General features: G+C 43.6%; 27 protein-coding genes. 16 read left to right on the top strand and 11 right to left on the bottom strand.

Annotated elements, in window-relative coordinates; genetic code table 11:
* Positions 1 to 2: 2 nt before the first annotated feature.
* From cysZ to crr, 5 genes are all read left to right on the top strand, one after another.
* Positions 3 to 761: a sulfate transporter CysZ gene (gene cysZ, locus OCU50_RS03690; RefSeq protein WP_046224676.1), complete on the top strand. Its 759-nt coding sequence runs from the start codon at positions 3 to 5 to the stop codon at positions 759 to 761.
* A 222-nt stretch (positions 762 to 983) separates the two neighbouring features.
* On the top strand, positions 984 to 1952 hold the full coding sequence (gene cysK, locus OCU50_RS03685) for a cysteine synthase A (protein WP_060468286.1): 969 nt from the start codon (positions 984 to 986) through the stop codon (positions 1950 to 1952).
* A gap of 302 nt (positions 1953 to 2254) precedes the next feature.
* A complete protein-coding gene (locus tag OCU50_RS03680; protein ID WP_004734263.1) occupies positions 2255 to 2512 on the top strand; it encodes an HPr family phosphocarrier protein in 258 nt (85 codons plus the stop codon).
* A gap of 136 nt (positions 2513 to 2648) precedes the next feature.
* Positions 2649 to 4373 (top strand): phosphoenolpyruvate-protein phosphotransferase PtsI, encoded by a 1725-nt coding sequence (gene ptsI, locus OCU50_RS03675; protein ID WP_060468287.1) that lies wholly within the window; start codon positions 2649 to 2651, stop codon positions 4371 to 4373.
* A gap of 106 nt (positions 4374 to 4479) precedes the next feature.
* The gene (gene crr / locus OCU50_RS03670; protein ID WP_004737851.1) at positions 4480 to 4989 is read left to right on the top strand and encodes a PTS glucose transporter subunit IIA; all 510 of its coding nucleotides are present in this window, start codon (positions 4480 to 4482) and stop codon (positions 4987 to 4989) included.
* Positions 4990 to 5371: 382 nt separating this feature from the next.
* Here crr and OCU50_RS03665 read toward each other — a convergent pair whose 3' ends face one another.
* The 4 genes from OCU50_RS03665 to OCU50_RS03650 form a co-directional block, all read right to left on the bottom strand.
* Entirely contained in the window at positions 5372 to 6505 is a 1134-nt protein-coding gene (locus tag OCU50_RS03665) for a flagellin (RefSeq protein WP_065311174.1), read from the bottom strand.
* A 298-nt stretch (positions 6506 to 6803) separates the two neighbouring features.
* Positions 6804 to 7937, bottom strand: coding sequence for a flagellin (locus tag OCU50_RS03660; protein WP_060468289.1), 1134 nt, complete (start codon positions 7935 to 7937; stop codon positions 6804 to 6806).
* Positions 7938 to 8058: 121 nt separating this feature from the next.
* Positions 8059 to 8982, bottom strand: a complete 924-nt coding sequence (locus OCU50_RS03655; RefSeq protein WP_060468290.1) for a Dyp-type peroxidase — start codon at positions 8980 to 8982, stop codon at positions 8059 to 8061.
* A gap of 65 nt (positions 8983 to 9047) precedes the next feature.
* Positions 9048 to 9509 carry a DUF2919 domain-containing protein gene (locus OCU50_RS03650; protein ID WP_060468291.1) on the bottom strand — a complete coding sequence of 154 codons (462 nt, stop codon included), beginning with the start codon at positions 9507 to 9509 and terminating at the stop codon, positions 9048 to 9050.
* Positions 9510 to 9618: 109 nt separating this feature from the next.
* Here OCU50_RS03650 and OCU50_RS03645 point away from each other — a divergent pair, with 109 nt between their 5' ends.
* From OCU50_RS03645 to OCU50_RS03635, 3 genes are all read left to right on the top strand, one after another.
* The gene (locus OCU50_RS03645; RefSeq protein ID WP_060468292.1) at positions 9619 to 9963 is read left to right on the top strand and encodes a DUF2956 domain-containing protein; all 345 of its coding nucleotides are present in this window, start codon (positions 9619 to 9621) and stop codon (positions 9961 to 9963) included.
* 12 nt (positions 9964 to 9975) lie between these two features.
* Positions 9976 to 10308, top strand: a complete 333-nt coding sequence (locus OCU50_RS03640; protein WP_060468293.1) for a DUF4156 domain-containing protein — start codon at positions 9976 to 9978, stop codon at positions 10306 to 10308.
* 150 nt (positions 10309 to 10458) lie between these two features.
* On the top strand, positions 10459 to 11325 hold the full coding sequence (locus OCU50_RS03635; RefSeq protein ID WP_060468294.1) for a universal stress protein: 867 nt from the start codon (positions 10459 to 10461) through the stop codon (positions 11323 to 11325).
* A gap of 267 nt (positions 11326 to 11592) precedes the next feature.
* On the opposite strand, the gene OCU50_RS03630 is transcribed toward OCU50_RS03635, so the two are convergent.
* The 3 genes from OCU50_RS03630 to OCU50_RS03620 all read right to left on the bottom strand — a co-directional run bounded on the left by OCU50_RS03630 (position 11593) and on the right by OCU50_RS03620 (position 14226).
* Complete coding sequence (locus OCU50_RS03630) at positions 11593 to 12576, bottom strand: succinylglutamate desuccinylase/aspartoacylase family protein (RefSeq protein ID WP_235588151.1); 984 nt, start codon at positions 12574 to 12576, stop codon at positions 11593 to 11595.
* Positions 12577 to 12629: 53 nt separating this feature from the next.
* Positions 12630 to 13535, bottom strand: a complete 906-nt coding sequence (rimK, locus tag OCU50_RS03625; protein WP_017056353.1) for a 30S ribosomal protein S6--L-glutamate ligase — start codon at positions 13533 to 13535, stop codon at positions 12630 to 12632.
* Between the two features lie 403 nt (positions 13536 to 13938).
* Complete coding sequence (locus OCU50_RS03620) at positions 13939 to 14226, bottom strand: winged helix-turn-helix domain-containing protein (protein ID WP_017056352.1); 288 nt, start codon at positions 14224 to 14226, stop codon at positions 13939 to 13941.
* 205 nt (positions 14227 to 14431) lie between these two features.
* Between OCU50_RS03620 and OCU50_RS03615 the strand changes: the two genes are divergently transcribed.
* The 4 genes from OCU50_RS03615 to OCU50_RS03600 all read left to right on the top strand — a co-directional run bounded on the left by OCU50_RS03615 (position 14432) and on the right by OCU50_RS03600 (position 16973).
* Entirely contained in the window at positions 14432 to 14779 is a 348-nt protein-coding gene (locus tag OCU50_RS03615; RefSeq protein WP_046223736.1) for an ArsC family reductase, read from the top strand.
* Between the two features lie 119 nt (positions 14780 to 14898).
* Positions 14899 to 16035: a succinyl-diaminopimelate desuccinylase gene (gene dapE / locus OCU50_RS03610; protein ID WP_060468296.1), complete on the top strand. Its 1137-nt coding sequence runs from the start codon at positions 14899 to 14901 to the stop codon at positions 16033 to 16035.
* Between the two features lie 45 nt (positions 16036 to 16080).
* Positions 16081 to 16755 carry a M15 family metallopeptidase gene (locus OCU50_RS03605; RefSeq protein WP_060468297.1) on the top strand — a complete coding sequence of 225 codons (675 nt, stop codon included), beginning with the start codon at positions 16081 to 16083 and terminating at the stop codon, positions 16753 to 16755.
* A gap of 8 nt (positions 16756 to 16763) precedes the next feature.
* Positions 16764 to 16973, top strand: coding sequence for a DUF2897 family protein (locus tag OCU50_RS03600; protein ID WP_060468298.1), 210 nt, complete (start codon positions 16764 to 16766; stop codon positions 16971 to 16973).
* A 141-nt stretch (positions 16974 to 17114) separates the two neighbouring features.
* Here OCU50_RS03600 and bamC read toward each other — a convergent pair whose 3' ends face one another.
* Positions 17115 to 18161: an outer membrane protein assembly factor BamC gene (gene bamC / locus OCU50_RS03595; RefSeq protein ID WP_060468299.1), complete on the bottom strand. Its 1047-nt coding sequence runs from the start codon at positions 18159 to 18161 to the stop codon at positions 17115 to 17117.
* A 48-nt stretch (positions 18162 to 18209) separates the two neighbouring features.
* Positions 18210 to 19088 carry a 4-hydroxy-tetrahydrodipicolinate synthase gene (gene dapA, locus OCU50_RS03590; protein ID WP_060468300.1) on the bottom strand — a complete coding sequence of 293 codons (879 nt, stop codon included), beginning with the start codon at positions 19086 to 19088 and terminating at the stop codon, positions 18210 to 18212.
* 373 nt (positions 19089 to 19461) lie between these two features.
* On the opposite strand from dapA, the gene OCU50_RS03585 reads away from it, so the two are divergent.
* Complete coding sequence (locus OCU50_RS03585) at positions 19462 to 20004, top strand: glycine cleavage system transcriptional repressor (protein WP_017056344.1); 543 nt, start codon at positions 19462 to 19464, stop codon at positions 20002 to 20004.
* Positions 20005 to 20016: 12 nt separating this feature from the next.
* On the top strand, positions 20017 to 20487 hold the full coding sequence (bcp, locus tag OCU50_RS03580; protein ID WP_060468301.1) for a thioredoxin-dependent thiol peroxidase: 471 nt from the start codon (positions 20017 to 20019) through the stop codon (positions 20485 to 20487).
* A 147-nt stretch (positions 20488 to 20634) separates the two neighbouring features.
* On the opposite strand, the gene OCU50_RS03575 is transcribed toward bcp, so the two are convergent.
* Entirely contained in the window at positions 20635 to 21711 is a 1077-nt protein-coding gene (locus tag OCU50_RS03575; RefSeq protein WP_060468302.1) for an AI-2E family transporter, read from the bottom strand.
* Positions 21704 to 21943 (bottom strand): sulfurtransferase TusA family protein, encoded by a 240-nt coding sequence (locus OCU50_RS03570; protein ID WP_060468303.1) that lies wholly within the window; start codon positions 21941 to 21943, stop codon positions 21704 to 21706. Before OCU50_RS03570 ends, OCU50_RS03575 begins: the two co-directional genes overlap by 8 nt.
* A 178-nt stretch (positions 21944 to 22121) precedes the next feature.
* On the opposite strand from OCU50_RS03570, the gene bepA reads away from it, so the two are divergent.
* On the top strand, positions 22122 to 23576 hold the full coding sequence (gene bepA, locus OCU50_RS03565) for a beta-barrel assembly-enhancing protease (protein ID WP_060468304.1): 1455 nt from the start codon (positions 22122 to 22124) through the stop codon (positions 23574 to 23576).
* A 121-nt stretch (positions 23577 to 23697) separates the two neighbouring features.
* The gene (gene arsC / locus OCU50_RS03560; RefSeq protein WP_046223728.1) at positions 23698 to 24048 is read left to right on the top strand and encodes an arsenate reductase (glutaredoxin); all 351 of its coding nucleotides are present in this window, start codon (positions 23698 to 23700) and stop codon (positions 24046 to 24048) included.

Raw genomic sequence — 24048 nt, 5'->3', positions numbered from 1 at the left:
ATATGACTATTGAATCTATTCCTCGCTCAGGCTTTGGCTACTTTATTTTCGGAATAAAGATCGCTTTGTCACCGAGTATTCGTAAGTTTGTCCTACTTCCTCTTATCGCTAACGTGTTACTTGTTGGTGGTGCTTTGTTTTATATCTTCTCTAACCTAAACACTTGGATTGAAGGATGGATTGGGGCATTACCAAGCTTCTTATCATGGTTGTCATATATTTTATGGCCACTACTTGTACTAACCGTATTGGCAACGTTTTCGTATTTTTTTAGCACACTCGCTAACTTCATCGCCGCACCGTTCAATGGCTTGCTCTCGGAAAAGGTCGAAGAACTGCTTAGCGGCAATAAAGTCAATGACGACGGTTTACTCGATGTTCTCAAAGATACGCCACGTATATTAGCCAGAGAATGGCGCAAGCTTGTCTACGTTTTGCCAAAAGCGATCGGCTTATTCCTACTTTTATTAATTCCAGCACTGGGGCAAACCGTTGCACCATTTTTATGGTTCATCTTCACCGCATGGATGTTAGCGATCCAGTACGCTGATTACCCATTTGATAACCATAAAATAAAATTTGATGATATGAGAAACAATTTGAAACAAAAACAAGGTAAGACCTACAGCTTCGGCGCGCTTGTTTCTGTTTTTACGACAATCCCAATTTTAAACCTGATCGTGATGCCAGTCGCGGTTTGTGGCGCCACAGCCATGTGGGTTGTTGAGTTTAAAGACCAAGCTCTGCGTTCTCGTCTATAACCTTCACTCTCTCTTTAACAACGCCTATCTTCTTTAAGTTCTGACTTCAATAGAGGTAGGCGTGACCTCCGCTACATATCTATATGATATAACTTTTTAATCCTTTTACTTTTTTTCAACTTGTTTAACCTAAATTCAAGCTAAACAAACATCGAAAGACACTAGACGGTAAAGTGATTGATATACTACGTTTAGTTCTGTCATTAAATGAAGGAATATCGCATGAGCAAGATCTACGAAGACAACACCCTAACGATTGGTAACACGCCTCTAGTCCGCCTTAACAAAGTAAGCAAAGGTAACGTTCTAGCTAAGATCGAAGCTCGTAACCCAAGCTTCAGTGTTAAGTGTCGTATCGGGTCAAACATGATCTGGGAAGCGGAAAAAGCAGGTACTCTGAAACCAGGTATCGAGCTTGTTGAGCCGACCAGCGGTAACACAGGTGTTGCACTTGCATTCGTAGCAGCCGCACGCGGTTACAAGCTAACGCTAACGATGCCTGAGTCAATGAGCCTAGAACGTCGTAAGCTACTTAAAGCGCTTGGTGCAAACCTAGTGCTGACTGAAGCACCAAAAGGCATGAACGGCGCAATCGCCAAGGCAGAAGAGATTGTTGCTTCAGATCCAGAGAAATATCTACTCCTACAACAATTCAACAACCCAGCAAACCCACAAATTCATGAACAAACAACAGGTCCTGAAATTTGGGAAGCAACTGATGGTGAAGTCGATGTGTTTGTAGCCGGTGTTGGTACGGGCGGTACTATCACAGGTACGAGTCGCTACATTAAAGGTGAAAAAGGCAAAGCCATCATCTCAGTAGCAGTTGAACCAGCAGAGTCTCCAGTGATTGCACAAGCGCTTGCGGGCGAAGAAATCAAGCCAGCTCCACACAAAATCCAAGGTATTGGTGCTGGTTTCATCCCAGGAAACCTGGATTTAGACATTATTGACCGCGTAGAATCGGTAACTTCTGAAGAAGCGATTGAGATGGCTCAACGACTAATGAAAGAAGAAGGCATCCTAGCAGGCATATCATCTGGCGCAGCAGTAGTAGCGGCAAACAGAATTGCAGAACTCCCTGAATTTGCAGGAAAAACCATTGTTACCGTGCTACCAAGCTCTGGTGAACGTTACCTAAGTACAGCCCTATTTGCAGGTCTCTTTACGGAAAAAGAGAACCAACAATAATATGTGGTCAAATCAATTTTTCGTCCAAAAAAGCCCCGTTTAGGGGCTTTTTTGTTGATCCCTGCCCTACCTTTGGTAATATCGGGTCTGTTTTATTTTTCGCTTCAAAATAAAAGAAGCAATAAACAAATTCAGAAAGTCATGAGTACTCAACAAAAGATGACCATGGCTGGATAAAAATTTATAACCAGTCTAAGTTCTAACACGAACATGGCGTACTAGTCTCTAGCGCATTTGGGCTAAAGCAGTTAAGCTAATCTGGTTACAAACTTACAAAAAATAAATTAATTGGGGTATATAAAATGTACGAGAAGCAAGTAGAAATCACAGCAGAAAACGGCCTTCACACTCGTCCAGCTGCACAGTTCGTAAAAGAAGCAAAATCTTTCGACGCTGACATCACTGTGACTTCTAACGGCAAAAGCGCTAGCGCGAAAAGCCTGTTCAAACTACAAACTTTAGGCCTAGTAAAAGGGACTAACGTAACTATTTCAGCTGAAGGCCCTCAAGCTCAACAAGCTGTAGACCACCTAGTTGCTCTTATGGATCAACTACACTAATACGGTCTCCTTCTTTCAAAGCCATTTTGCATATCAAAGTGGCTTTGTTCGAAATAGATAGGAATAAGCGCGGCATTAGTCGACGACTTAAATTTACACACTCTCCCGTTTACAGTTGAACAACTAAGGTAAAGCTATGATTTCAGGCATCCTAGCATCTCCTGGTATTGCTTTCGGTAAAGCACTACTACTTCAAGAAGATGAAATTGTCCTAAACACTCAACCTATCTCAGACGCTCAAGTTGAAGCAGAAGTTCAGCGTTTCTTTGACGCTCGCAACAAATCTTCTCAACAACTTGAAGTTGTTAAGCAAAAAGCACTTGAAACTTTTGGCGAAGAAAAAGAAGCAATCTTTGAAGGCCACATCATGCTGCTTGAAGATGAAGAGCTAGAAGAAGAGATTTTAGCACTCATCAAGAAAGATAAAATGCACGCAGACAACGCGATCCACACTGTGATCGAAGAGCAAGCTGTAGCACTAGAGTCTCTTGATGATGAGTACCTAAAAGAACGTGCAACTGATATCCGTGATATCGGCACTCGTTTCGTTAAAAATGCACTAGGCATCAACATTGTTTCTCTAGCAGACATCAATGAAGAAGTAATCCTAGTTGCTTACGACCTAACGCCATCTGAAACTGCACAAATCAACCTAGACTACGTTCTTGGTTTTGCTTGTGACATCGGCGGTCGTACCTCTCACACTTCAATCATGGCACGTTCTCTTGAGCTTCCAGCTATCGTTGGCACTAACGATATCACTAAGCAAGTTAAGAACGGCGACATGCTTGTGCTAGACGCGATGAACAACAAGATCATCATCAACCCTTCTGAAGCAGAACTAACAGAAGCTAAGAAAATCAAAGCAGATTTCGAAGCAGAAGCGGCTGAACTAGCAAAACTAAAAGATTTGCATGCTGAAACTCTAGACGGTCACCGTGTAGAAGTTTGCGGCAACATCGGTACAGTAAAAGACTGTGACGGTATCCTGCGTAACGGCGGTGAAGGCGTTGGTCTGTACCGTACTGAATTCCTATTTATGGACCGTGACGCGCTTCCTACTGAAGAAGAGCAATACGCTGCTTACAAAGAAGTAGCAGAAGCAATGGAAGGCGAGTCAGTGATTATCCGTACTATGGATATCGGTGGCGACAAAGACCTACCATACATGGACCTTCCACAAGAGATGAACCCTTTCCTAGGCTGGCGTGCAGTACGTATCAGCTTGGATCGTCGTGAAATCCTACGTGACCAACTGCGTGGTATCCTACGTGCGTCTGCACACGGTAAACTACGTATCATGTTCCCAATGATCATTTCTGTTGAAGAGATCCGTGAACTGAAAAAAGCAATCGAAGAGTACAAAGTTGAACTTCGCGCTGAAGGCCTAGCTTTCGATGAAGAGATCGAAATCGGCGTAATGGTTGAGACTCCAGCAGCTGCTGCAATCGCACACCACCTAGCGAAAGAAGTAGCTTTCTTCTCTATCGGTACTAACGACCTAACGCAGTACACTCTTGCGGTAGACCGTGGTAACGAAATGATTTCTCACCTATACAACCCACTATCTCCTGCTGTTCTTACAGTAATCAAGCAAGTGATCGACGCATCACACGCTGAAGGTAAGTGGACGGGTATGTGTGGTGAGCTTGCTGGTGATGAACGTGCAACGCTACTTCTTCTTGGTATGGGGCTAGATGAGTTCTCTATGAGCGGTATCTCTATCCCTAAAGTTAAGAAAGTAATCCGTAACTCTAACTTCGCTGAAGTTAAAGCTATGGCTGACGAAGCACTATCTCTACCAACAGCTGCTGAAATTGAAGCTTGCGTAGAAAATTTCATCGCTGAGAAAACTCAGTAATCGCCAAATGCTTAATAAAGTTAGACGGCTAAAAATAGTCGTCTAATTTGTTAGATTGGTATAGTATATTCTATAGAATAAAACTAAACGTTAGGAGCATGACACAATGGGTCTGTTTGACAAACTGAAAAAGCTTGTATCTGATGACAGCGCTGATGCTGGTGCAATCGAAATCATCGCACCTCTTTCTGGTGAAATCGTAAACATCGAAGATGTGCCAGATGTAGTTTTCGCTGAAAAAATCGTTGGTGACGGCATCGCGATCAAACCAGCTGGCGACAAAATGGTAGCTCCAGTTAACGGTACTATCGGTAAGATCTTCGAAACTAACCACGCATTCTCTATCGAGTCTGACGACGGTGTTGAGCTTTTCGTTCACTTCGGTATCGATACTGTTGAACTTAAAGGCGAAGGTTTCACTCGCGTAGCTGAAGAAGGTCAATCTGTTAAAGCTGGTGACACTATCATCACTTTCGACCTAGCGCTTCTAGAAGAGAAAGCGAAATCTACGCTTACTCCAGTTGTTATCTCTAACATGGACGAAATCAAGGAGCTGAACAAGCTTTCTGGTTCTGTAACTGTTGGCGAAACTCCAGTTCTTAAAGTAACTAAGTAATCTCGGTTACTTATCTGCTTTAATTAAAACGCTACCTAAGGGTAGCGTTTTTTGTGCCTGCTAACTTTGCTAGTTCCTTGAATAGCGGCGCTGAGTCACACCTCACCTCGTGGTCAATACGCCCTCAGTCAACTACAGCAATACCAATCATTAGTTGCCAACAACCCCCTTACTTTCTTGTTAAAATGACTTAAAGCCATCCTAGGCGCAGCCCCCTCATGTTAGAGCACGCGGTATGATTTCGACAAACAACAGGCAATAAAAAACCCAGCCGAAGCTGGGTCTGTTTAGCGCTCATCTCTCACCACGAGCTAATTTGTGGAAGCCTAACGTTAACGCTTATGCTCAACAACGCTTATAGTCAACGTGGCCTTTTAATCGATTAACCTAGTAGGCTAAGTGCAGAGTTCGGTGCTTGCTTCGCTTGAGCAAGAATCGAGCTTGAAGCTTGAGAAAGGATCTGAGACTTAGTCATCTGAGTCGTTTCTTTCGCGAAGTCGGTATCTTTAATACGGCTCTTAGAAGCATTAACGTTTTCATTAATGTTGTCTAAGTTGCTGATAGCGTGGTCGAAACGGTTTTGGAAAGCACCCAGTTCAGCACGGTGGCTGTCTACGTACTTAAGTGCCGCATCGATGACTGCTACAGACTCTTGTGCGCCACCTACAGACGTTACGTCGATAGTATCAACCGTGACTTCTTTGCCCGCTTGAATGCCTAGCTCACCCGCAAGACCGCCAGAGAAAGACACATCGCCGCTCACTTTGTTGTTACCAGTGAACATTTGTAGCTTGCCGTCTTCAGTCACAGACGCTTTAACAGAATCTTGTTGACCATTGATGTACGTTGCTAGCTCTTCGATGTCGTCACCCGCTTTTGCGTTGATGTCGATTTCTTGTGCTTGACCGAAGTTGTCAGTGAACGACAATTTCAGGTCGTTAGAGCCCGCTTGAACATTCCAATCTTTGTCTTTCGCGTTCTCAGTTTGGTAGCTCTTACCACCCATCTGAGCGTTATCAGAGCGCATGTCTTTCAGTTGAAGCATTACCGCTTCACCGTTATCCGCACCGATTTGGAATGACTTAGTACCGTGAGTACCGTTAAGTAGTTTGTTGCCACCAAAAGACGTCGTTTCCGCGATACGGTTCAGTTCGTCGTTCAGTGCTGTTACTTCTTCTTGAATCGCTACACGCTCAGATTTTGAGTTTGAGCCGTTTGAAGATTGTAGAGACAAGTCACGCATACGTTGCAGGATGTTTGTTGTCTCGTTCATTGCACCTTCAGCCGTTTGTGCAATCGAGATACCGTCGTTCGCGTTACGTACAGCAACATCAAGGCCACGACTCTGAACGTTCAAACGGTTCGAGATTTGTAGGCCTGCAGCGTCATCTTTTGCGCTGTTGATTTTAGAACCTGAAGATAAGCGCTCCATTGATGTTTGTTGTGCGTTGTTTGCATTATTTAGGTAACGTTGCGCTGTCATCGCTGAAACGTTGGTATTTACATTCACTGCCATGGTGATTTCTCCAATTGATTTTCCGGTATAGCGGTTTCCGACGTCTCGGAAAACCAAGTAGTTCTCTCAAAGTTACTTTTAATAACGGCTCGAATGGTGAAACCTTTAGAAAAAAAACAATAAAATTAAAGAAATAGCATTAAAAGAGAAGAAAGCGTGACTGGTAGTAAAATTATCAAAAAAAGAGAAGGAAAACGCTAAAGTTACGGAAAAGTTGGACGAGTAAAAAGTTGAGCTGCTACTAGCTAAAATGACTGGTGTTCATCCGAAATCTCTTTATAAGATTAGAACGAATTTATTAACCCAATAACGTTAAAGCAAGGTTCGGCGCCTGCTTTGCTTGTGCCAAAATAGTGGTACTGACTTGCTGCAGTATTTGTTGTTTAAGCATTTGAGTGGTTTCTTTAGCGTAGTCGGTATCTTTAATTCGACTGTTTGATGTCGCCAAATTCTCATGGACATTTTCAAGGTTATTAATGGCATGATCAAAGCGGTTTTGCATTGCGCCGAGTTCGGAGCGATGACTGTCGACATACTTCATTGCTGTATCTAAGATAGAAACAGCGCGTTGAGCACCACCCACATCTGTTACATTGATGTCATCGACTGATTCATAATAACCCGCCGACATCGAAAGCTCGCTTGCGAGCGAACCGGAAAAAGAAATCGTGCCTGCGGTATCTTCACCAGACATATAAATCTGAAGCTGCCCATCATCATTAACCGAAGCTGATACGAGATCCGTTTGACCATTGATGTAAGTCGCCAACTCTTCGATATCATCGCCCGTTTTCGCGTTAATGGTGATCTCCTGAGGCTGACCAAAACGATCGGTAAACGACATCGTCATATCATTCTGATTGGATTTCACTTCCCACGAGTCATTGGCCATGCCATTGGCGACATAACTAAAACCGCCCATGTTGATGTCATCGGTACGCATGCTTTTCAGGCCAATTTGCACTGCTTCACCAGAACTGCCACCAATCTGAAATGACGTGCTACCAAAGCTACCGTTAAGGAGTTTTTTACCACCAAATGAAGTGGTCTCTGCGATACGATTCAGCTCATCGTTTAAGGCAGTAATTTCTTCTTGAATCGCCGTTCTTTCCGATTGGCTATTCGAGCCGTTACTCGCTTGTAATGACAAATCTCGCATGCGTTGCATGATATTGGTGGTTTCATTCATCGCCCCTTCTGCGGTCTGCATAATGGAGATTCCGTCGTTAGCGTTTCGAACTGCGACATCAATACCGCTCATCTGCGCTTCCAATCGATTCGAGATTTGTAAGCCGGCCGCATCGTCTTTTGCACTATTAATACGGCTACCTGAAGCTAAGCGCTCCAAAGATTGGTTCAGCATGTTGTTGGCATTAGAGAGGTTTCTCTGGGCCACCAGCGCTGAGACATTTGTATTAACAGTTATAGCCATAGACCTTCACTTACAAAAAGATGAATAAAACTAACGATTGGTACTATATCGACCAGTTCATATAAAGCTTTAATAAAAAAGGAGCCCTGAGGCTCCTTTTGCTGACTATCTTTAAGACGATTTACTTAATCGTTAATGCACTCAACATGTCTGCTGAAGGAGCAAAATAGTAAGCGCCTGTCACTGCTTTAGTAAAGCGAAGTAGTTGGTCTGTTTTACCATCTGTCGCGCCGTACATGCTCTCCAACATCGCATCAAAATTATGACGGATATTACAGTAAGCAATAAACAGTAAACCGTGGTCGCCCGTTGCTGTACCGTAAGGCAGGCTATGACGAACAATTTTAAGGCCTTTGCCTTCTTCTTTGATATCCACACGACCAACGTGAGATGCAGCTGGAACATCATCTAACTCTATTGAATCTGGCTTAGTACGACCAATCACTTTCTCTTGTGCCGATACATTCAATCGATTCCAAGCTGGCAGGTTGTGCACAAAACGCTGCACCATCACATAACTACCACCAGCAAATACACCCTCAGGAACAATCGCGACTTCAGCACGTTGTGCATCTTTCGGGTTCTCAGTGCCATCCACGAAATCAGTCATGTCACGAGAATCAAGGAAGCGGTAACCGTAAGTTTCATCAACCACTTCAACGTCCGCTGCCACTTCAGATAACAATTTACGTAAGATAAAAAAGTGCAGATCATGTCGGTTTGAATGACAGTGAATCAGAACATCAGACAATGTGCTCGGAGCCGTGATATCACCCTCACCAAGCGCAGGAAAATCAATTAAGTCAGAAGGCGCTGCTTGCTCGAACTGCTCCCAAAAAGCCTTTGAGAACGCAATTGATACTGTCAAGTACGCATCTGGTTGAGTTTGGTTTAGCTCGTCAATTAAAGTTGGAAGCTTTTGAATTTCTGCTAATACATTCGCAGCGTTAGCATTCACTTTTAATTGAACGTAAAGAGCGAAAGGCCCAGATTCTGGCAAAATAGCACTTTGAATTTGAGACTGCTCATTTGAGATGTTAAGCATAGATTAATCCTTTCATTTTTAGCTTCTAAGTATAATTGTGAACGGGACAAATGTTTTGATGAGAATCAGTCTTCGTGCTCGACCGCTTTAAAGCAATCTCTAGCAGTATGACTATTGGTTAGATAAAGCGCTAACCACAAGAGCAACAACAACGTGATACCATTCGACCAACGAAACCATCCGTTGTCCAAATAGATTAAATAAATCGTGTGGGAACCTTGTGCCAAGATGGCCATTATAGTGACCCAGCGCCCCCACGACACCACTTTATTGAGGCGCCTTCTATCAGGAGTTCGTAGTCCAAATAACCACATGAGTAACAAGCTAGGAATGCTCAAAGCAATCCCAATATAAAACATTTGGTGATCTGGGTAGATGATCTCGAGGATATCAGTGCCCGACTCTCGGCTTGCGCCGGCAACGATGAAAACGACCAAAGCTTTCGCCAGAAATAACCACCCCAACCATAATAAGATTGGAGCTTTCAAAAAACCGTTCTTATCGTATTGTTCTATGGAGTACCGCACAAATCTCACTTTCACTTAGTTTCAAACCAACACTTTAACGCAAATCATTCATACTTAACTAGGTTTGCGTTATCTTATTAGCTAATCCGTTTTAATTATCGAACTCAGTATGAAAAAGAAGACTAATACGCCGTCTGTTGAATCTCAACAAGAGGCCATGAAGATAGCCAAAGCGACTCAAAAGCCAGCTCAAACTAAAGAACAAACTAAGTTGATCGCTCAAGGAATCGAAAAAGGCATCGCACTCTATAAAAAACAACAAAAAGAGCGCAGCCGCCAAGCTGATAAAGCCAAGAAACGCGTACAGAAAGAGAAACAGACTCAACAAGCGAACCAAAACCAAGAAGACACGATCGAAACAAGTGTTGAAACATCATCAAATCACGCCAATAAACTGCCGTGGTTACTACTGATTGCAAGCTGGGTAGGCTTCGCGATTTATTTGATGCAATAGCAGGGTAAACGGATGAAAAAGGAATTAGTCGCTTTGGCTATGAGTGGCATGTTACTTGGGTGTACAACCCCCACATCAGCGCCTCATAGTAAAGCGGACAAAGTACAAATGGATTACCACGGACTGATTGATATCAACCAGTGCGAGTACAAAGGGGAAGTCACCGGCAGCGAAGGACATTGGTATAGCTATCTATTCTTCCAAAATGACACTCTGATTCAAGGCGCGATGAATGAGCTCAAGTCCAATGCTATTGAGTTAGGCGCAGACACCGTCATATTTACCCTTCCCCAAGACTTTAGTACTTCCGTCACTATGCTTGGCACAGCCTATCTGTGTCAGTAAGCAAATAGATTAGTGAATCGATATCTCGGTATACATTGATTTTACGACGCCCAAAAGAAAGCACCCAAACCTTGACTAAATCAATTTAACAGCTTGAATCAATAATATACATGGAGTTATTGGAACTCCTTATTTCAAATGGAAATGAAAATGGGTTCAACCAATCTACTAACTAAAGTTTGCGCTAAACCATCTAGACGAGTTTTGCTGAAGGCGATTCATTTTGCACATGCCTCTACTCAATCCTTAAACATATACGCAGAAGATTATCGTCGTAGTGAAGAGCACACTTTCTTAGAATACTTAATAACCCCCAAAGAAAGCGGCGCCCGATACAATGACTTTTTCATGCAATGGTGTCGTTCAATATTAGAAACAATAGAAGAGATTCACTCTGAACTAGAACTACCTATGATAGAAGTTAACTTTAACTTACTAGCGGGTAATAGTTGGGAACATGAATTGACTAAAGAACATCAGAATAACACTGGTTTCTTTCTTATTGATTATTCTAAAGGAATTGTTGCACTCCAACTGCTTAGGGAGTTATCTCGTCAAGGCCGCGATATATTATTACTCACAGATATAAAATGGCCACAACCACTGAAAATGGCTTCCGCCATCGATCCGCTTCACCGTAGCGATAAAAACGCAGAAATAGATAAGGAAATTATTGTTCGAAGCTTAGAGCTAAGTAAACGATTAAAAGCCAATATGTCACTCGTTTACTGTCAGTACGTTGCCCCATACTTATATCGATACTCTAAGGACATTCTGAAACACCAAAAACAATCGATGACCGCTTTTCTTGAGACTAACAAATTTAATCACCTACCACTTCGATTAATAAAAGCGAACCCAGAAGAAGGTCTGCCAGACATTGTTAAATCAATGGGAGCGTCAATTCTAGTGCTAGGAGCTTGCAAGCGGACGGCTCTGTCTCGTTACTGGTCAGGAAGTACCGTAGATGTGCTATTAGCAAACCCACCTTGTGACCTACTACTGGTTAGTAAGTAAACACACCAAAAACTTCAATACAGTTAACCTCTCGGCGTTAATTGTATTGAAGCTAGCTATGAAGACCTCAAACAACTTCTGGTTTGAACAGAGTTGGGAAGTCGACCAAATAACTCTCATTTTTATATCTATCATTGGCTCTCGTAATGCCCGCTTATTTGATTCGCGTATTATTTTGATGGCACCGCCAAAGTGAATATCAGTAACTCCCTACAAACTTGGACCGCAGAACACCCAACTGCCATTAACTTTTATCGTCAACCACCATCACAAGTCATCTTTAATTTCTCTCGAGGCCACATCCTCAGATAGCTTATCCATCTGCTGGGCTATCATTTCTTCATCTTCATCAAAATAAGCGATGTGGTACATAGCTTCGCCCTCCTGAATCAAAGGAATGTTTTGCTTCCCGATAATGACACCGGTACGAGGTGCTATAATCACAGCCAACTCTTCTCCATAAGCACTACTAATGGTGGCCAGTTGATCACCTTTCTTTACATAATCTCCCAGGTGATACTTATGTTTGACAATACCGCTGGCGCTTCCTCGCACCCATTGACTACCGCGGGCGATCACAGGTTCAGGCGCGTCCCGTCTCGGGCGGCGGCCTTTACTAATCATATTAAGATGACGCAAGACACGTATGACTCCTCTCGTGCCCATTCGAATGGATGCCTCATCAAAACGCAGCGCCTCACCTCCCTCGTACACAAGTACTTTCGTATTAGAGCTCGCTGCACAATCACGCAATGATCCATCAATCTCTTTCGAATGCAGTACCAAAGGTGCGCCAAAAGCCTTGGCCAGTTCTGCGGTTGCCTCATCCTCCACATTAGCCCGAATTTGAGGCAAGTTGGTTCGATGAATCGCTCCCGTATGCAAATCAATTCCGTACTGGCACTTTTCGATAATTTCGGTTCTAAAAATGTTAGCGACTCTCGCCGCCAGAGAGCCTTTAGGAGATCCAGGAAAACTGCGATTTAAGTCTCGGCGGTCTGGCAAATATCGACTTTGATGTATAACGCCATGAACGTTTACCATAGGAGCAAAGATAATTGACCCGCGAAGTACTTTAAAACGTTTCATGTTGATGATTCTGTGAACAATTTCGATACCATTCAGTTCATCGCCATGCACCGCGGCACTAATAAATATTGTAGGCCCATCTAGCTTCGCTCTCATAATGTAAACAGGCAGAGAAACCTCTCCATCTGTATATAACTTAGCGACAGGAAGCGCTATTTTCATTCGTTGGCCAGGCAGTACACTGTAAGTACCAATACACAAAGCTGACATAGTCGTTAACCCTTACCGCGCGTTTTATTTGCGTGTAACTTTGCATTTTTCTCAATAAAATCATAAACCTTACCAGCAATATCTAAGTTAGTGGCCATCTCTATACCTTCAAGGCCTGGGGAGGAGTTCACTTCCATCACCATTGGCCCACTGTTGGCTCGAAGTAAATCTACCCCACAGAAGTTTAATCCCATGATTTTTGCAGCACTTACGGCGGTTTCTCTTTCTTCTTTAGTTAAACGAATAATTTCAGCTGAACCTCCACGATGTAAATTAGAACGGAACTCTCCATCTGCCGCTTGTCGCTTCATAGCCGCAACAACTCGACCTCCAATAACAAGGCAACGAATGTCTGCTCCCCCTGATTCTTTTATGTATTCTTGAACCAATATGTTCGCTTGAAGCCCCATGAAAGCTTCAATGATGCTCTCTGCAGCTTTCGAAGTGTCAGCCAAAACCACACCAATACCTTGCGTACCTTCTAACAACTTAATAACGAGAGGAGCTCCCCCTACATTCTTGATTAAATCTTTAATGTTGTCAGGTTTACTTGCGAAACCTGTTCTTGGTAGACCAATACCTTTGCGAGAAAGAAGCTGCAAAGAACGTAGCTTATCTCGGGATCGGCTGATCGCTACAGACTCATTGACGTTAAAAGTTCCCATCATTTCGAATTGTCTCGCAACTGCCGTACCGTAAAAAGTAATAGAGGAACCAATACGTGGTATCACAGCGTCGTAAAGAGGGAGCTCATTGCCTTTATAACGAACCGTAGGTCGACTACTCGTAATATCCATATAACAATGCAGCGTATCAATCACATCAACTTCATGTCCTCGTTCAACCCCTGCCTCCACTAAGCGAGTGGTTGAGTATAATTTTGAATTTCTCGATAAGATGGCGATTTTCATTCTTATTTACCTTGTAAAAAAAATGTAGTGCTCGTTATATAATAGATAGGATTCATCTTTTTCTTACACTTTGTTCGAGATAATTTGTAAAGCTAATGCATATTCAACTATTCAAAACCTTTGTCGTGTCTACCATATTCATGGCTCTCTGCACGTCGAATCGCCAAGACTTGCACCTATCGCGCATGCGATACACTAGAATAGACAGGTAATAACCTCTCAAGTGGTTTCCATTTGAAGGTGAATAACCGTGCCTTACTGGTACACCTATTCGATTATTTATCAATATTTCTAGCTACAAATACGGACCGCTTATGAGGCCTATCGTTGTTGCTAAGGTAAACCTACAAAGTATCATCCTACCTCGACGTTCCACCCAATAAAAAAGCCAGCTTTCGCTGGCTTATGCACTAAATCCAAGGCTTATTTCTATATCGCCTTTACGCTCTAGAACCCACTGACTATCAAATGGTCCCCAGTCGGATAACTGGTAATAGCCATCATTATGACGTCGCCCATCTTGAACAAACATAAGTTCGATACCGATCCCCGGTAACGCCTTGAGTACATCTTGAATCGTACGACGAGGCCACCCCGTTTTTTCGATGAGTTTAGGCACATTTGGCCTATCAAGGCTTTCCACTAACAATGCTAAATATAGCCGCCTTGCAAAAACAGGACTCAACTCCATTGACACCTCCTATATATGTGCAACTCAATTATTTCTTTTTTTGCTGACAACATGTTGAGGCTGATCAATAAGTCTCCAATAGTGACATTTTCTTACCGCTTTTTTTCACTCTGTGAAATATTCATCACTCTATTTTGTCTGAGTTGTCGCTTCCTGATAGGATTCAATTCATAACAATGAAATAAAATCACCCAAAGGAAGAATAATGACTATCACTATGTTTGGTATCCCAAATTGCGACACCATCAAAAAAGCAAAGAAATGGCTTGAAGCTGAAGGTATCGAGTTCGAATTTCACGATTATCGCAAACAAGGCATCACCGAAGAGTTAGTAACAAACTTCTGTTCAGAGCTTGGTTGGGAGCTTGTGCTAAACAAACGTGGTACGACTTATCGCCAACTTTCTCAAGAGCAAAAAGACACATTAACGGAAGAAAAAGCCGTCACTCTGCTTGTTGAACAACCAGCAATGATTAAGCGCCCGATCTTAAAAGTCGATGGCAAGCTTCATATTGGCTTCAAAGCTGACCAATACGCTGCTATTTTTGCGTAATTAGCAATTAGCAATTAGCGTAATAAGCAATTATTAGAACAGATAACAAAGCGTTGAACTTCCCCTGTTCACGCCTGAAATTAATGACTAGACGTTTTATTTAAACAAGGAATTCAAGGATGACAGATAGCCCAACTTTGGCTCTGGCAAAAGACCTCATTAGCCGTCAATCGGTAACCCCTGAAGATGCAGGCTGCCAAGAGCTGATGATGAATCGCTTAAAAGCGCTCGGTTTTGAAATCGAAGTGATGGTATTTGAAGATACGACGAACTTCTGGGCTCGCCGTGGTACCGAAGCGCCTCTGTTTGCCTTTGCTGGCCACACTGATGTGGTTCCTGCTGGCCCAATTGAACAGTGGAGCACTAAGCCATTCGAACCGACTATCGTAGACGGTTTCCTACACGGTCGCGGCGCAGCGGACATGAAAGGCTCGCTAGCTTCAATGATTGTTGCAGTAGAGCAGTTCATTGCCAAGCACCCAGATCACACAGGTTCAATCGGGTTCCTGATCACTTCAGATGAAGAAGGTCCGTTCATCAATGGTACCGTACGTGTTGTTGAAACTCTGATGGCTCGTGGTGAGAACATAGACATGTGTATTGTGGGTGAACCATCAAGCACTGAGTTCGTAGGCGATGTTGTGAAGAATGGCCGTCGTGGCTCTATCACAGGCGATCTAACGATTAAAGGTACACAAGGTCATGTAGCCTACCCTCACTTAGCAAACAACCCTGTACACAGCTCTCTGCTTGCTATCAATGAGTTGGCAACAACTGAGTGGGACAAAGGTAATGATTACTTCCCGCCAACCAGTTTCCAAATTCCAAATGTAAGTGCGGGTACTGGCGCGTCAAACGTGATTCCTGGTGAGTTTAATGTTCAGTTTAACCTGCGTTTTAGTACCGAGTTAAGCAACGACATCATCGTTGAACGAATCACAACAACACTCGACAAGTATGATTTCGAATACGACCTAAAATGGACATTCAATGGCGACCCGTTCTTAACAGACGCAGGTTCATTGCTTGATGCTATTGTCGATGCTGTGGGTCACGTCAATGATGTGAAACCAGCTCTTCTAACGACTGGTGGTACGTCTGATGGGCGCTTTATTGCGCGCATGGGCGGACAAGTGGTAGAGCTAGGGCCAGTGAATGCAACGATTCACAAGGTTAACGAATGTGTGAAAGTGGCTGATTTAGAGAAACTAACCGACATGTACGAAAGAACATTAGTGAACCTGTTCGCTAAATAGTCTTTCATCAGCGATTCATAGCATCTAATTATTGAGAGGCACGTTATGACACCAGAGCAGCTTACCGGACAATCAGATTCTCATCTGGAATCTAGCCTGATCGGCACCAAGACCTTCTTGGTTCACAGTGAGGTAAAAGGTGACCTGGACCATTTGATTGAAGCTGCTCAGCTCGCAGGTTTTAAAATGGAGATTGCCAGTGGCTTTCGTGACTATGAAAGGCAATCTCTGATTTGGAACCGTAAGTTTTCTGGCGAAGTTCCGATATTAGACTCAGAAAGCCAACCTCTTGATGCTTCAACACTGACTGAACATCAAAAGCTATCGGCTATCCTGAGGTGGTCTGCACTTCCCGGTGCGAGTCGTCATCATTGGGGCTGTGACTTCGATGTCTTTGCTCGCAACCACTTACCTGAAGGCACACAACTGCAACTGGAACCATGGGAATACTTTACAGGCCACCAGCAAGCGTTTTACCAATGGTTATCTGTTCATGCTGCGCAATTTGGGTTCTTCTTTCCTTACAGTAAAGACCTGGGTGGTGTGGCGATAGAGCCTTGGCATATTAGCCACCGTGAGGTTTCGGAGTCGTGTTTATCACAGTTATCTCCCACTTTACTTGGCAAGCAACTCCAATCTAAGCCAATATTAGGGTATAGGATTATTATGGAGCAGCTAGACGAGATCTACGCGCGCTTCGTAGCGAACATCAGCCATTAGGAGCGCTTATGTTGGAATGGCTTACAAACCCTTGGGTTATCATCATCATCGTGGTTAGCGTCGTGGTGGGTAACATCGCAGCTCTTAAACAGACCGCCAATATGGACCTGACAGGTCGTGGTAAAACAGAGCGAGATTTAGATAAGCTCAATCACTTAGACAAGCAGAATAAAGAGAAGGATCAAAAAGAAGAGTCATCGGATAACAAAGACGCTTAACCTGTGGCTCTGATGGCTTGATAATTTCGATAGCTTTGTGATTTGGGTGGCTTTGCCTGATTTTAGAATAAGCCGCTGACTTATAAACGAACATAAAAAAAGAGGACACAATGTGTCCTCTTTTTTATTAGCTAAAGCTAATCATTCAGCATTAGTATCATTGTCATCTTTGGTTTGGTCAGCAACGTGTGCTAGTACCGGTACCATTGATTTAAGTAGCTCTTCTTCTACTGGCTTACCTGATGTATCCGTTACGTTGATCGACGTACGGTTACCAAGATCACCAAATAAGAAGGTGTAAGTACCTGGCGCTAAATCGATAGGTTGTAGGCCAATCTCTTCCCAGAATTCATCATCTGGCGCGGCGTACTTCGCCTTCACCGTACCTTGAGATTGGTTACGCTCTTCAAGCTCAAAGCCCATCGTAGGCAACAAGCTAGGCAAACGCTGCCACAATACATTATATGGTGTACGAGCAATGATCACAGGGAAGCCACTGCGGTCAGCACCCATTGAGATTGGAATACGCTTCACCAACTCTTGCGCTTTCAGCGCTGCTTCTGCACGAAGATTTTCATCGTATTTAGCCATGACCAAGTTGGTCAGGAACGCGTTATAGCGCTCTTTATTGGTTGCTGTTACCGGCTTCTCTTCAGTACCTTCACGCCAATCAATGAGGTTAATCTTGAAGCCATGGCGGTTGTTTGCTTGGAAACGAGAGATAGAGTAACGACTGCCAATCTCTACTTCTTCATCTTCAGAAACCCAAGTTACCCAATCGGTCTCAATCTCATTCTCTGACTGTTCACGAATGCCAATCCCACGCTGAGCTAGCATGTCTACTGCCGTTTGCCACACTCGGTCTGCTTCTTCAGCACGAAGGAGCCATAGTGTCACTTCACCATTTTGACGCTCAGTACGAGCACCAGGTATCAGCTCAAGTACTTGTTGCGGTGGACGAATATCCACTTCACGACCTGTACCACCACTAAATTCGCCGCTTGGAATGTCAAAATTTGGGTAGAACTGAGGCTGAGCATCTTCTGGCAATTGCCATTGTGAAAACTCAGGTGTTTCTAAGTATTCGAAATCATCTTTGGCCTGCCGACGTTGAGTCGGACTGCCAGAACATGCTGTAAGAACAAAAACAGCCAGTGACCCAATCACTAGCTGGTGAGAATACTTCATTTATACTCCTAAATGCCGAAGGTTCGCTTCGGCATTACTTCATACGTTTTAGTAAATACACGCTTCAGTCATTGCTTGAGCAACAACAGGTTGAGCTGGTTCTGACAGTTCAGTCAGCGGTAGACGTAAGCCACCTTCAGCAATCAGACCCATTTTATGAACCGCCCATTTTACGGGAATAGGGTTAGACTCAACGAACAAATTCTTATGTAGAGGCATCAAACGTTCATTGATCGCTTCTGCTTCTTCAAACTTACCTTGTTTCGCTAGTTTGAACATAGTTGCCATATCAGCGGCTGCAACATTGTTGGTTACAGAGATCACGCCGTCGCCACCAAGCTTCACAAATTCTAAACCTGTTAAGTCATCACCACTTAGTAAGATAAAGTCTTCGCCACAAAGTTCACGGTGAATTGCAATTCTGTCGAGATCACCCGTCGCATCTTTAAGTGCAACGATATTTTCGATCTCAGCAAGGCGAGCAACCGTTTCTGGTAACAAGTCAACGGCAGTTCGGCCCGGTACATTGTAGAGAATCTGAGGAACGTCACTGACTTCAGCAATCGCTTTATAGTGCTGGTACAAACCTTCTTGAGTCGGTTTGTTGTAGTAAGGTGTCACACTCAAACAACCGGCAATGCCAGAACCATTTAATAAACGGCTGAATAGCACTGACTCGTGAGTTGCGTTTGCACCCGTACCAGCAATAACAGGAATACGACCATCAGCAAATTCAACGATCTTATTGACGACTTTGACATGCTCTTCAATTGTGAGTGTTGAAGACTCACCAGTTGTGCCAACCGCAACCAGACCATCACTACCTGCAGCAACATGGTGCTCAACTAACTTTTTAAGGCTGTCGAAATCCACTTCACCATCTGTATTAAATGGCGTAACTAGCGCAACGATACTTCCTGAAAACATGTCTATCTCCCTTAATTTATTCTTTTTGCATGTTACTGTAAGCCAATCAATAAACACAAGACATTAAAGTGGCTTAGCGGCAACATCTGCAGTAAATATTGTCGTATGTTTGAGGTAAAACGACTTCTAACGGCGTTATACCTGAAATTTGGGCAACCTGCGCTCAATCTATCGGAAAGCCTATCGCCGGATGTCAGTAGCAAGTAAGCTGTGGTCTCACTCTGCCATCTCAATTTTAACGCTCTCGATATTCCAATCATTTGTTGCCAGTAGGACGCAAGATGCCTAATAAAAAGCCCCGCCCATACGCTTATTCCTCTGGCTAACTGTGCTAACATGCAAACATCAACGGAATATTTAGAGACGTGATTTTATGACTCAACATCTAGTAATCACAGCTGTGGGCACTGATCGCCCAGGTGTATGCAACCAAGTGGTTCATTTAGTCACCCAATCAGGCTGTAACATTATTGATAGCCGTATCGCTATGTTTGGCGAAGAATTTACGCTTATCATGCTACTGTCTGGAAAGGCAAACAACATTACCCGCGTTGAAACGACCCTGCCCTTGCTTGGTCAAGAGCACGACTTAATTACGATTATGAAGCGCACTTCTCCTCATGATATTATTGAGAACTCATACACGCTAGAGGTATTCGTTGAGTCAGACGACAAGCTTGGACTTACCGAGCAGTTCACTCAATTCTTCGCGGACCGAAACATCGGCCTCGACTCGCTTAGCGCACAAACCATCAATAAATCCAAGGTTCAGTTCGATAGCGACCAGTTCCATATCTCAATTACCGCTTCTGTGCAGTCAGAATGTAATTTGATGCAGCTACAAGAAGAATTCAATTCGCTGTGTCAGAGCCTATCCGTACAAGGCTCGCTCAACTTTATCAAAAACAGTCTTTAAAAAGGAAATATCATGAATACGCTAACGGCTGGTGTTCCAGCACCTGCTTTTTCTCTTCCAGATCAAGATGGCAATATCGTATCTCTTGGTGACTTCAAAGGTAAAAAAGTACTTTTCTACTTTTACCCAAAAGCAATGACTCCAGGTTGTATTGTGCAAGCGGAAGGCCTGCGTGATATCAAAGCACAGCTTGATGACCTGAATGTGGTTGTTTTAGGTGTGAGTGTTGATCCAGTAAAACGTCTACCAAACTTCGTTGCGAAAAAATCTCTGAACTTCACCCTGTTGTCTGACGAAGACCACAGCGTTGCTGAGCAGTTTGGCGTTTGGGGTGAAAAGAAATTCATGGGCAAAGTATACGATGGTCTGCACCGTATTAGCTTCCTAATTGATGAAGAAGGTCAAATTGAACACGTCTTCAACAAGTTCAAAACTAAAACTCACCACGAAGTGGTTCTAGAGTACTTCAATCAAGAAGCTTAATGCTCTGTTTCGGTTAAAAGCGCTAAGTTAAAATGAGCTTCTTAACCCAATGCACCGTAGCAAAAGAATAAATCAAAAAGGCCAAATCTCATTAAGATTTGGCTTTTTTTGTAATGGGTATTTGTAGTGTTTACACTAAGAACTTAGTTAGTGTGAGTGCTCAGGATCATCGTCCAACGCATGACTCGGTAAGGCATTCCAAACCGCTTTCACTAACGTTGCCAATGGAATAGCAAAGAACACACCCCAGAATCCCCATAAACCACCAAACACCAATACAGCCACAATAATCGCAACAGGGTGTAGATTCACCGCTTCAGAGAACAGAACGGGTACTAACACGTTGCCATCTAGTGCCTGAATAATGCCGTAAGCCAGCAACAACCAGTAGAATTGAGGCTCAAGCCCCCATTGGAACAGGCCAACAATCGCTACGGGCACCGTTACCGCTGCCGCACCGATATACGGGATCAATACTGATAAGCCAACCGCCACGGCTAGCAGTGTTGAATAACGTAAATCTAGGATCGCAAAGGTGACGTAACTGACACCGCCGACGATTAAAATTTCAACTACTTTGCCACGAATATAGTTCGAAATCTGTTGGTTCATCTCTACCCAAACCTTGGTCGCTAAACGACGGTTTTTAGGTAGTACACCACTCGCCATACCAATCATCTCTTCTTTATCTTTTAGTAAGAAGAAGATAAGCAAAGGCACAAGAATCAAGTAAACCGCAAGCGTGGCTAGACTGACAAGAGAAGCAACAGAACCTTTAACAACGCTTTCCCCAAAGCCTAGTGCTTTATTCTTCGCATTCGACATGACGGATTCAACAATCTGCAAGTTTGCTAACTCAGGGTAACGTTCAGGAATCGTCGAGATGAACTTTTGTAAGCCGCCATACATACTTGGGATATCATTAATAAGGTTACCAACTTGCCCCCAAATGGTTGGCACTAGGCCAAATAGCGCAAGCAACATTAAACTAAAGAACATCAAGATCACCAGCATCACAGAAGGCGTTCGGGGAACCCCTAGTCTCTGAAGCTGAGTTACTGGCCACTCTAACAAGTAAGCCAACACAATCGCGACCAATAACGGAGCGATTAAATGACCAAAGAAGTAGATAGTAATAAAGCCGAATAGAATGATGGCAACCAAACTGACGGCATGGGGATCAGAGAAACGTCGTTTATACCAACGATTAACCATTTCAAGCATTTGATTGCAATTCCTTTTTAGTAACGAGGAGGTGATGGTAGCTAGAGCAAGCCTCAGTAATTACAACGTAGGCGTGCTGAGATAAAAAGCTCACAATATCTTTCATCGAGCTGTTATCAGAGACGTAAATTGACAATGATTGTCCTACTTCTAACTTTACACTGTGACGCTTGGCTAATAATAACGCCATTGGACAGCGCTCTTGGCGTAAATCTAGAATATTAGGTGTCATTCTTGGACTCGATGCTTATTATAAGAGGCATATTGTAATCTGTTTTTAAAAACGTGCCATCATTGATTCATCTTCCTTCATGATAGCGCACGCGCTTGGTAAAGGTTAAATCGGATACAGAACCAATTTGCATTGCACTTGTCTTACTGTCAGAAGAAACGGAGTATTACTGACTAATATGTTTAAACGCGCTCGCTCAATTGCTTGCTTATGCATCGCAGCAACATTAGGTACCCCAACGTTAGCAAATACCAATAGTTTAGAGCTACCGGATATCGGCACTGCTGCTGGCGGTACACTCACTATCGATCAAGAACTTATCTATGGTGATGCCTACATGCGCATCATCAGAAACAGCCAGCCTATCGTCAATGACCCGGTTCTAAACCAATACATTGATACACTGGGCCATCGCCTAGTCGCGAACGCTAATGATGTAAAAACACCTTTTCAATTCTTTATGATCCGTGATCGCAATATCAATGCCTTCGCATTCTTTGGTGGTTATGTTGCATTGCACTCTGGGTTATTTCTGCATGCACAATCAGAAAGCGAACTTGCTTCGGTATTAGCGCACGAGATCGCACACGTAACCCAGCGCCACTTAGCACGCAGCATGGAAGGCCAAGCTCGTCGTACTCCAGCGACCATCGCAGCACTTGCCGCCTCTGTACTACTGGCTATCGCAGCACCCGAAGCAGGAATTGCTGCGTTAACCGCAACAACTGCGGGCAACATGCAAAGCCAAATCAACTACACCCGTAGCAATGAAAAAGAAGCCGATCGTTTTGGTATCAACACGCTAGCAAAAGCTGGTTTCGATGTGAATGCTATGCCACGTTTCTTTGGCCGTTTGGCTGACGAATACCGCTATGCCAGTACACCACCACCCATGTTGCTGACTCACCCATTACCTCAAGACCGAATTACAGATTCTCGTGCCCGAGCTCGCAGTTATCCACCGCTAAAACTGGCTCCATCATTAGATTACCATCTAGCGAGATCTCGCATTGTCGCGCGTTATGCGGGTATCAATAATGATGCGGCTCTAGATTGGTTTGAGCGCCAACTGAAGAAAGCACCTAAAGCTATAGTGCCATCACTAGAGTATGGCCAAGCACTGGTTTACCTAGATTCGAAAAAGCTAGATAAAGCCGAGCCTATTCTGACAAAGCTAATGAATAGCGATCCGACTAACCTATTTTATTTAGATGCGATCTCGGATCTGCATATTGAACAGAAGCAACCTGAGACTGCGATTAAAGAACTTAAATCTGCACTGGTTCGTCAGCCAAACAACCCAGTTCTAACCATTAACTACGCCAATGCATTGCTCGAGAATGAAAACCTACAAGAAGCTGTTCGTGTATTACAGCGTTACACACACGATAACCCGAACGACGTCAATGGCTGGCATCTGCTTTCAAAAGTAAGTACTAGCCTGGGTAATAGCGACGAAGAGCTCGCCGCTCGTGCAGAGATTTTGGCACTACGAGCCAACTGGAACAAAGCGATTCAGTACTATACGCAAGCAAGCCAAATCGCAGAGCTCGGAAGTTTAAAGCAAGCACGTTACGATGCTCGAATTGACCAACTGATGATTCAGCGGGAACGCTTCTTGTCGCTGCAGTAAATTTTGATTTGCTAGCAAAGACTCGCTACCGAAATAAAAAGCAAGCTCAACAAATACAATGAAGCCGCTCGAGTGGCTTCTATCGACGAATTAAATCAAAAAATAATAGTGAGGAAGAACCATGTCTGTCGTGATTTATCATAATCCACGTTGCTCAAAGAGCCGTCAAACTCTCGAACTGCTTGAAGCAAAAGGCGTACAGCCAGAGGTTATCAAGTACCTAGACACACCTTTAACTGTCGAGCAACTAAAAGTGCTTTTCACTCAGCTTGGTTTTGACAGTGTTCGCGAGATGATGCGCACCAAAGAAGCGGATTACAAAGAAGCAAACCTTGGTGATGCATCGGTTACTGATGAAAACCTTTTCTCAGCAATGGCGACAAATCCAAAGCTGTTTGAACGCCCAGTCGTTGTCGCGAACAACAAAGCAAAAATTGGTCGTCCACCAGAGCAAGTGCTAGAGATCCTGTAA

The sequence above is a fragment of the Vibrio toranzoniae genome, from assembly GCF_024347655.1.
GTDB lineage: Bacteria > Pseudomonadota > Gammaproteobacteria > Enterobacterales > Vibrionaceae > Vibrio > Vibrio toranzoniae.
This window is presented reverse-complemented; position numbering and strand designations above follow the sequence as displayed.

Coding starts and splice junctions, on each gene's coding strand:
- cysZ (WP_046224676.1), top strand. CDS start 3: ATGACTATTGAATCTATTCCTCGCTCAGGCTTTGGCTACTTTATTTTC.
- cysK (WP_060468286.1), top strand. CDS start 984: ATGAGCAAGATCTACGAAGACAACACCCTAACGATTGGTAACACGCCT.
- OCU50_RS03680 (WP_004734263.1), top strand. CDS start 2,255: ATGTACGAGAAGCAAGTAGAAATCACAGCAGAAAACGGCCTTCACACT.
- ptsI (WP_060468287.1), top strand. CDS start 2,649: ATGATTTCAGGCATCCTAGCATCTCCTGGTATTGCTTTCGGTAAAGCA.
- crr (WP_004737851.1), top strand. CDS start 4,480: ATGGGTCTGTTTGACAAACTGAAAAAGCTTGTATCTGATGACAGCGCT.
- OCU50_RS03665 (WP_065311174.1), bottom strand. CDS start 6,505: ATGGCAGTGAATGTAAATACCAACGTTTCAGCGATGACAGCGCAACGT.
- OCU50_RS03660 (WP_060468289.1), bottom strand. CDS start 7,937: ATGGCTATAACTGTTAATACAAATGTCTCAGCGCTGGTGGCCCAGAGA.
- OCU50_RS03655 (WP_060468290.1), bottom strand. CDS start 8,982: ATGCTTAACATCTCAAATGAGCAGTCTCAAATTCAAAGTGCTATTTTG.
- OCU50_RS03645 (WP_060468292.1), top strand. CDS start 9,619: ATGAAAAAGAAGACTAATACGCCGTCTGTTGAATCTCAACAAGAGGCC.
- OCU50_RS03640 (WP_060468293.1), top strand. CDS start 9,976: ATGAAAAAGGAATTAGTCGCTTTGGCTATGAGTGGCATGTTACTTGGG.
- OCU50_RS03635 (WP_060468294.1), top strand. CDS start 10,459: ATGGGTTCAACCAATCTACTAACTAAAGTTTGCGCTAAACCATCTAGA.
- OCU50_RS03630 (WP_235588151.1), bottom strand. CDS start 12,576: ATGAAAATAGCGCTTCCTGTCGCTAAGTTATATACAGATGGAGAGGTT.
- rimK (WP_017056353.1), bottom strand. CDS start 13,535: ATGAAAATCGCCATCTTATCGAGAAATTCAAAATTATACTCAACCACT.
- OCU50_RS03620 (WP_017056352.1), bottom strand. CDS start 14,226: ATGGAGTTGAGTCCTGTTTTTGCAAGGCGGCTATATTTAGCATTGTTA.
- OCU50_RS03615 (WP_046223736.1), top strand. CDS start 14,432: ATGACTATCACTATGTTTGGTATCCCAAATTGCGACACCATCAAAAAA.
- dapE (WP_060468296.1), top strand. CDS start 14,899: ATGACAGATAGCCCAACTTTGGCTCTGGCAAAAGACCTCATTAGCCGT.
- OCU50_RS03605 (WP_060468297.1), top strand. CDS start 16,081: ATGACACCAGAGCAGCTTACCGGACAATCAGATTCTCATCTGGAATCT.
- OCU50_RS03600 (WP_060468298.1), top strand. CDS start 16,764: ATGTTGGAATGGCTTACAAACCCTTGGGTTATCATCATCATCGTGGTT.
- bamC (WP_060468299.1), bottom strand. CDS start 18,161: ATGAAGTATTCTCACCAGCTAGTGATTGGGTCACTGGCTGTTTTTGTT.
- dapA (WP_060468300.1), bottom strand. CDS start 19,088: ATGTTTTCAGGAAGTATCGTTGCGCTAGTTACGCCATTTAATACAGAT.
- OCU50_RS03585 (WP_017056344.1), top strand. CDS start 19,462: ATGACTCAACATCTAGTAATCACAGCTGTGGGCACTGATCGCCCAGGT.
- bcp (WP_060468301.1), top strand. CDS start 20,017: ATGAATACGCTAACGGCTGGTGTTCCAGCACCTGCTTTTTCTCTTCCA.
- OCU50_RS03575 (WP_060468302.1), bottom strand. CDS start 21,711: ATGCTTGAAATGGTTAATCGTTGGTATAAACGACGTTTCTCTGATCCC.
- OCU50_RS03570 (WP_060468303.1), bottom strand. CDS start 21,943: ATGACACCTAATATTCTAGATTTACGCCAAGAGCGCTGTCCAATGGCG.
- bepA (WP_060468304.1), top strand. CDS start 22,122: ATGTTTAAACGCGCTCGCTCAATTGCTTGCTTATGCATCGCAGCAACA.
- arsC (WP_046223728.1), top strand. CDS start 23,698: ATGTCTGTCGTGATTTATCATAATCCACGTTGCTCAAAGAGCCGTCAA.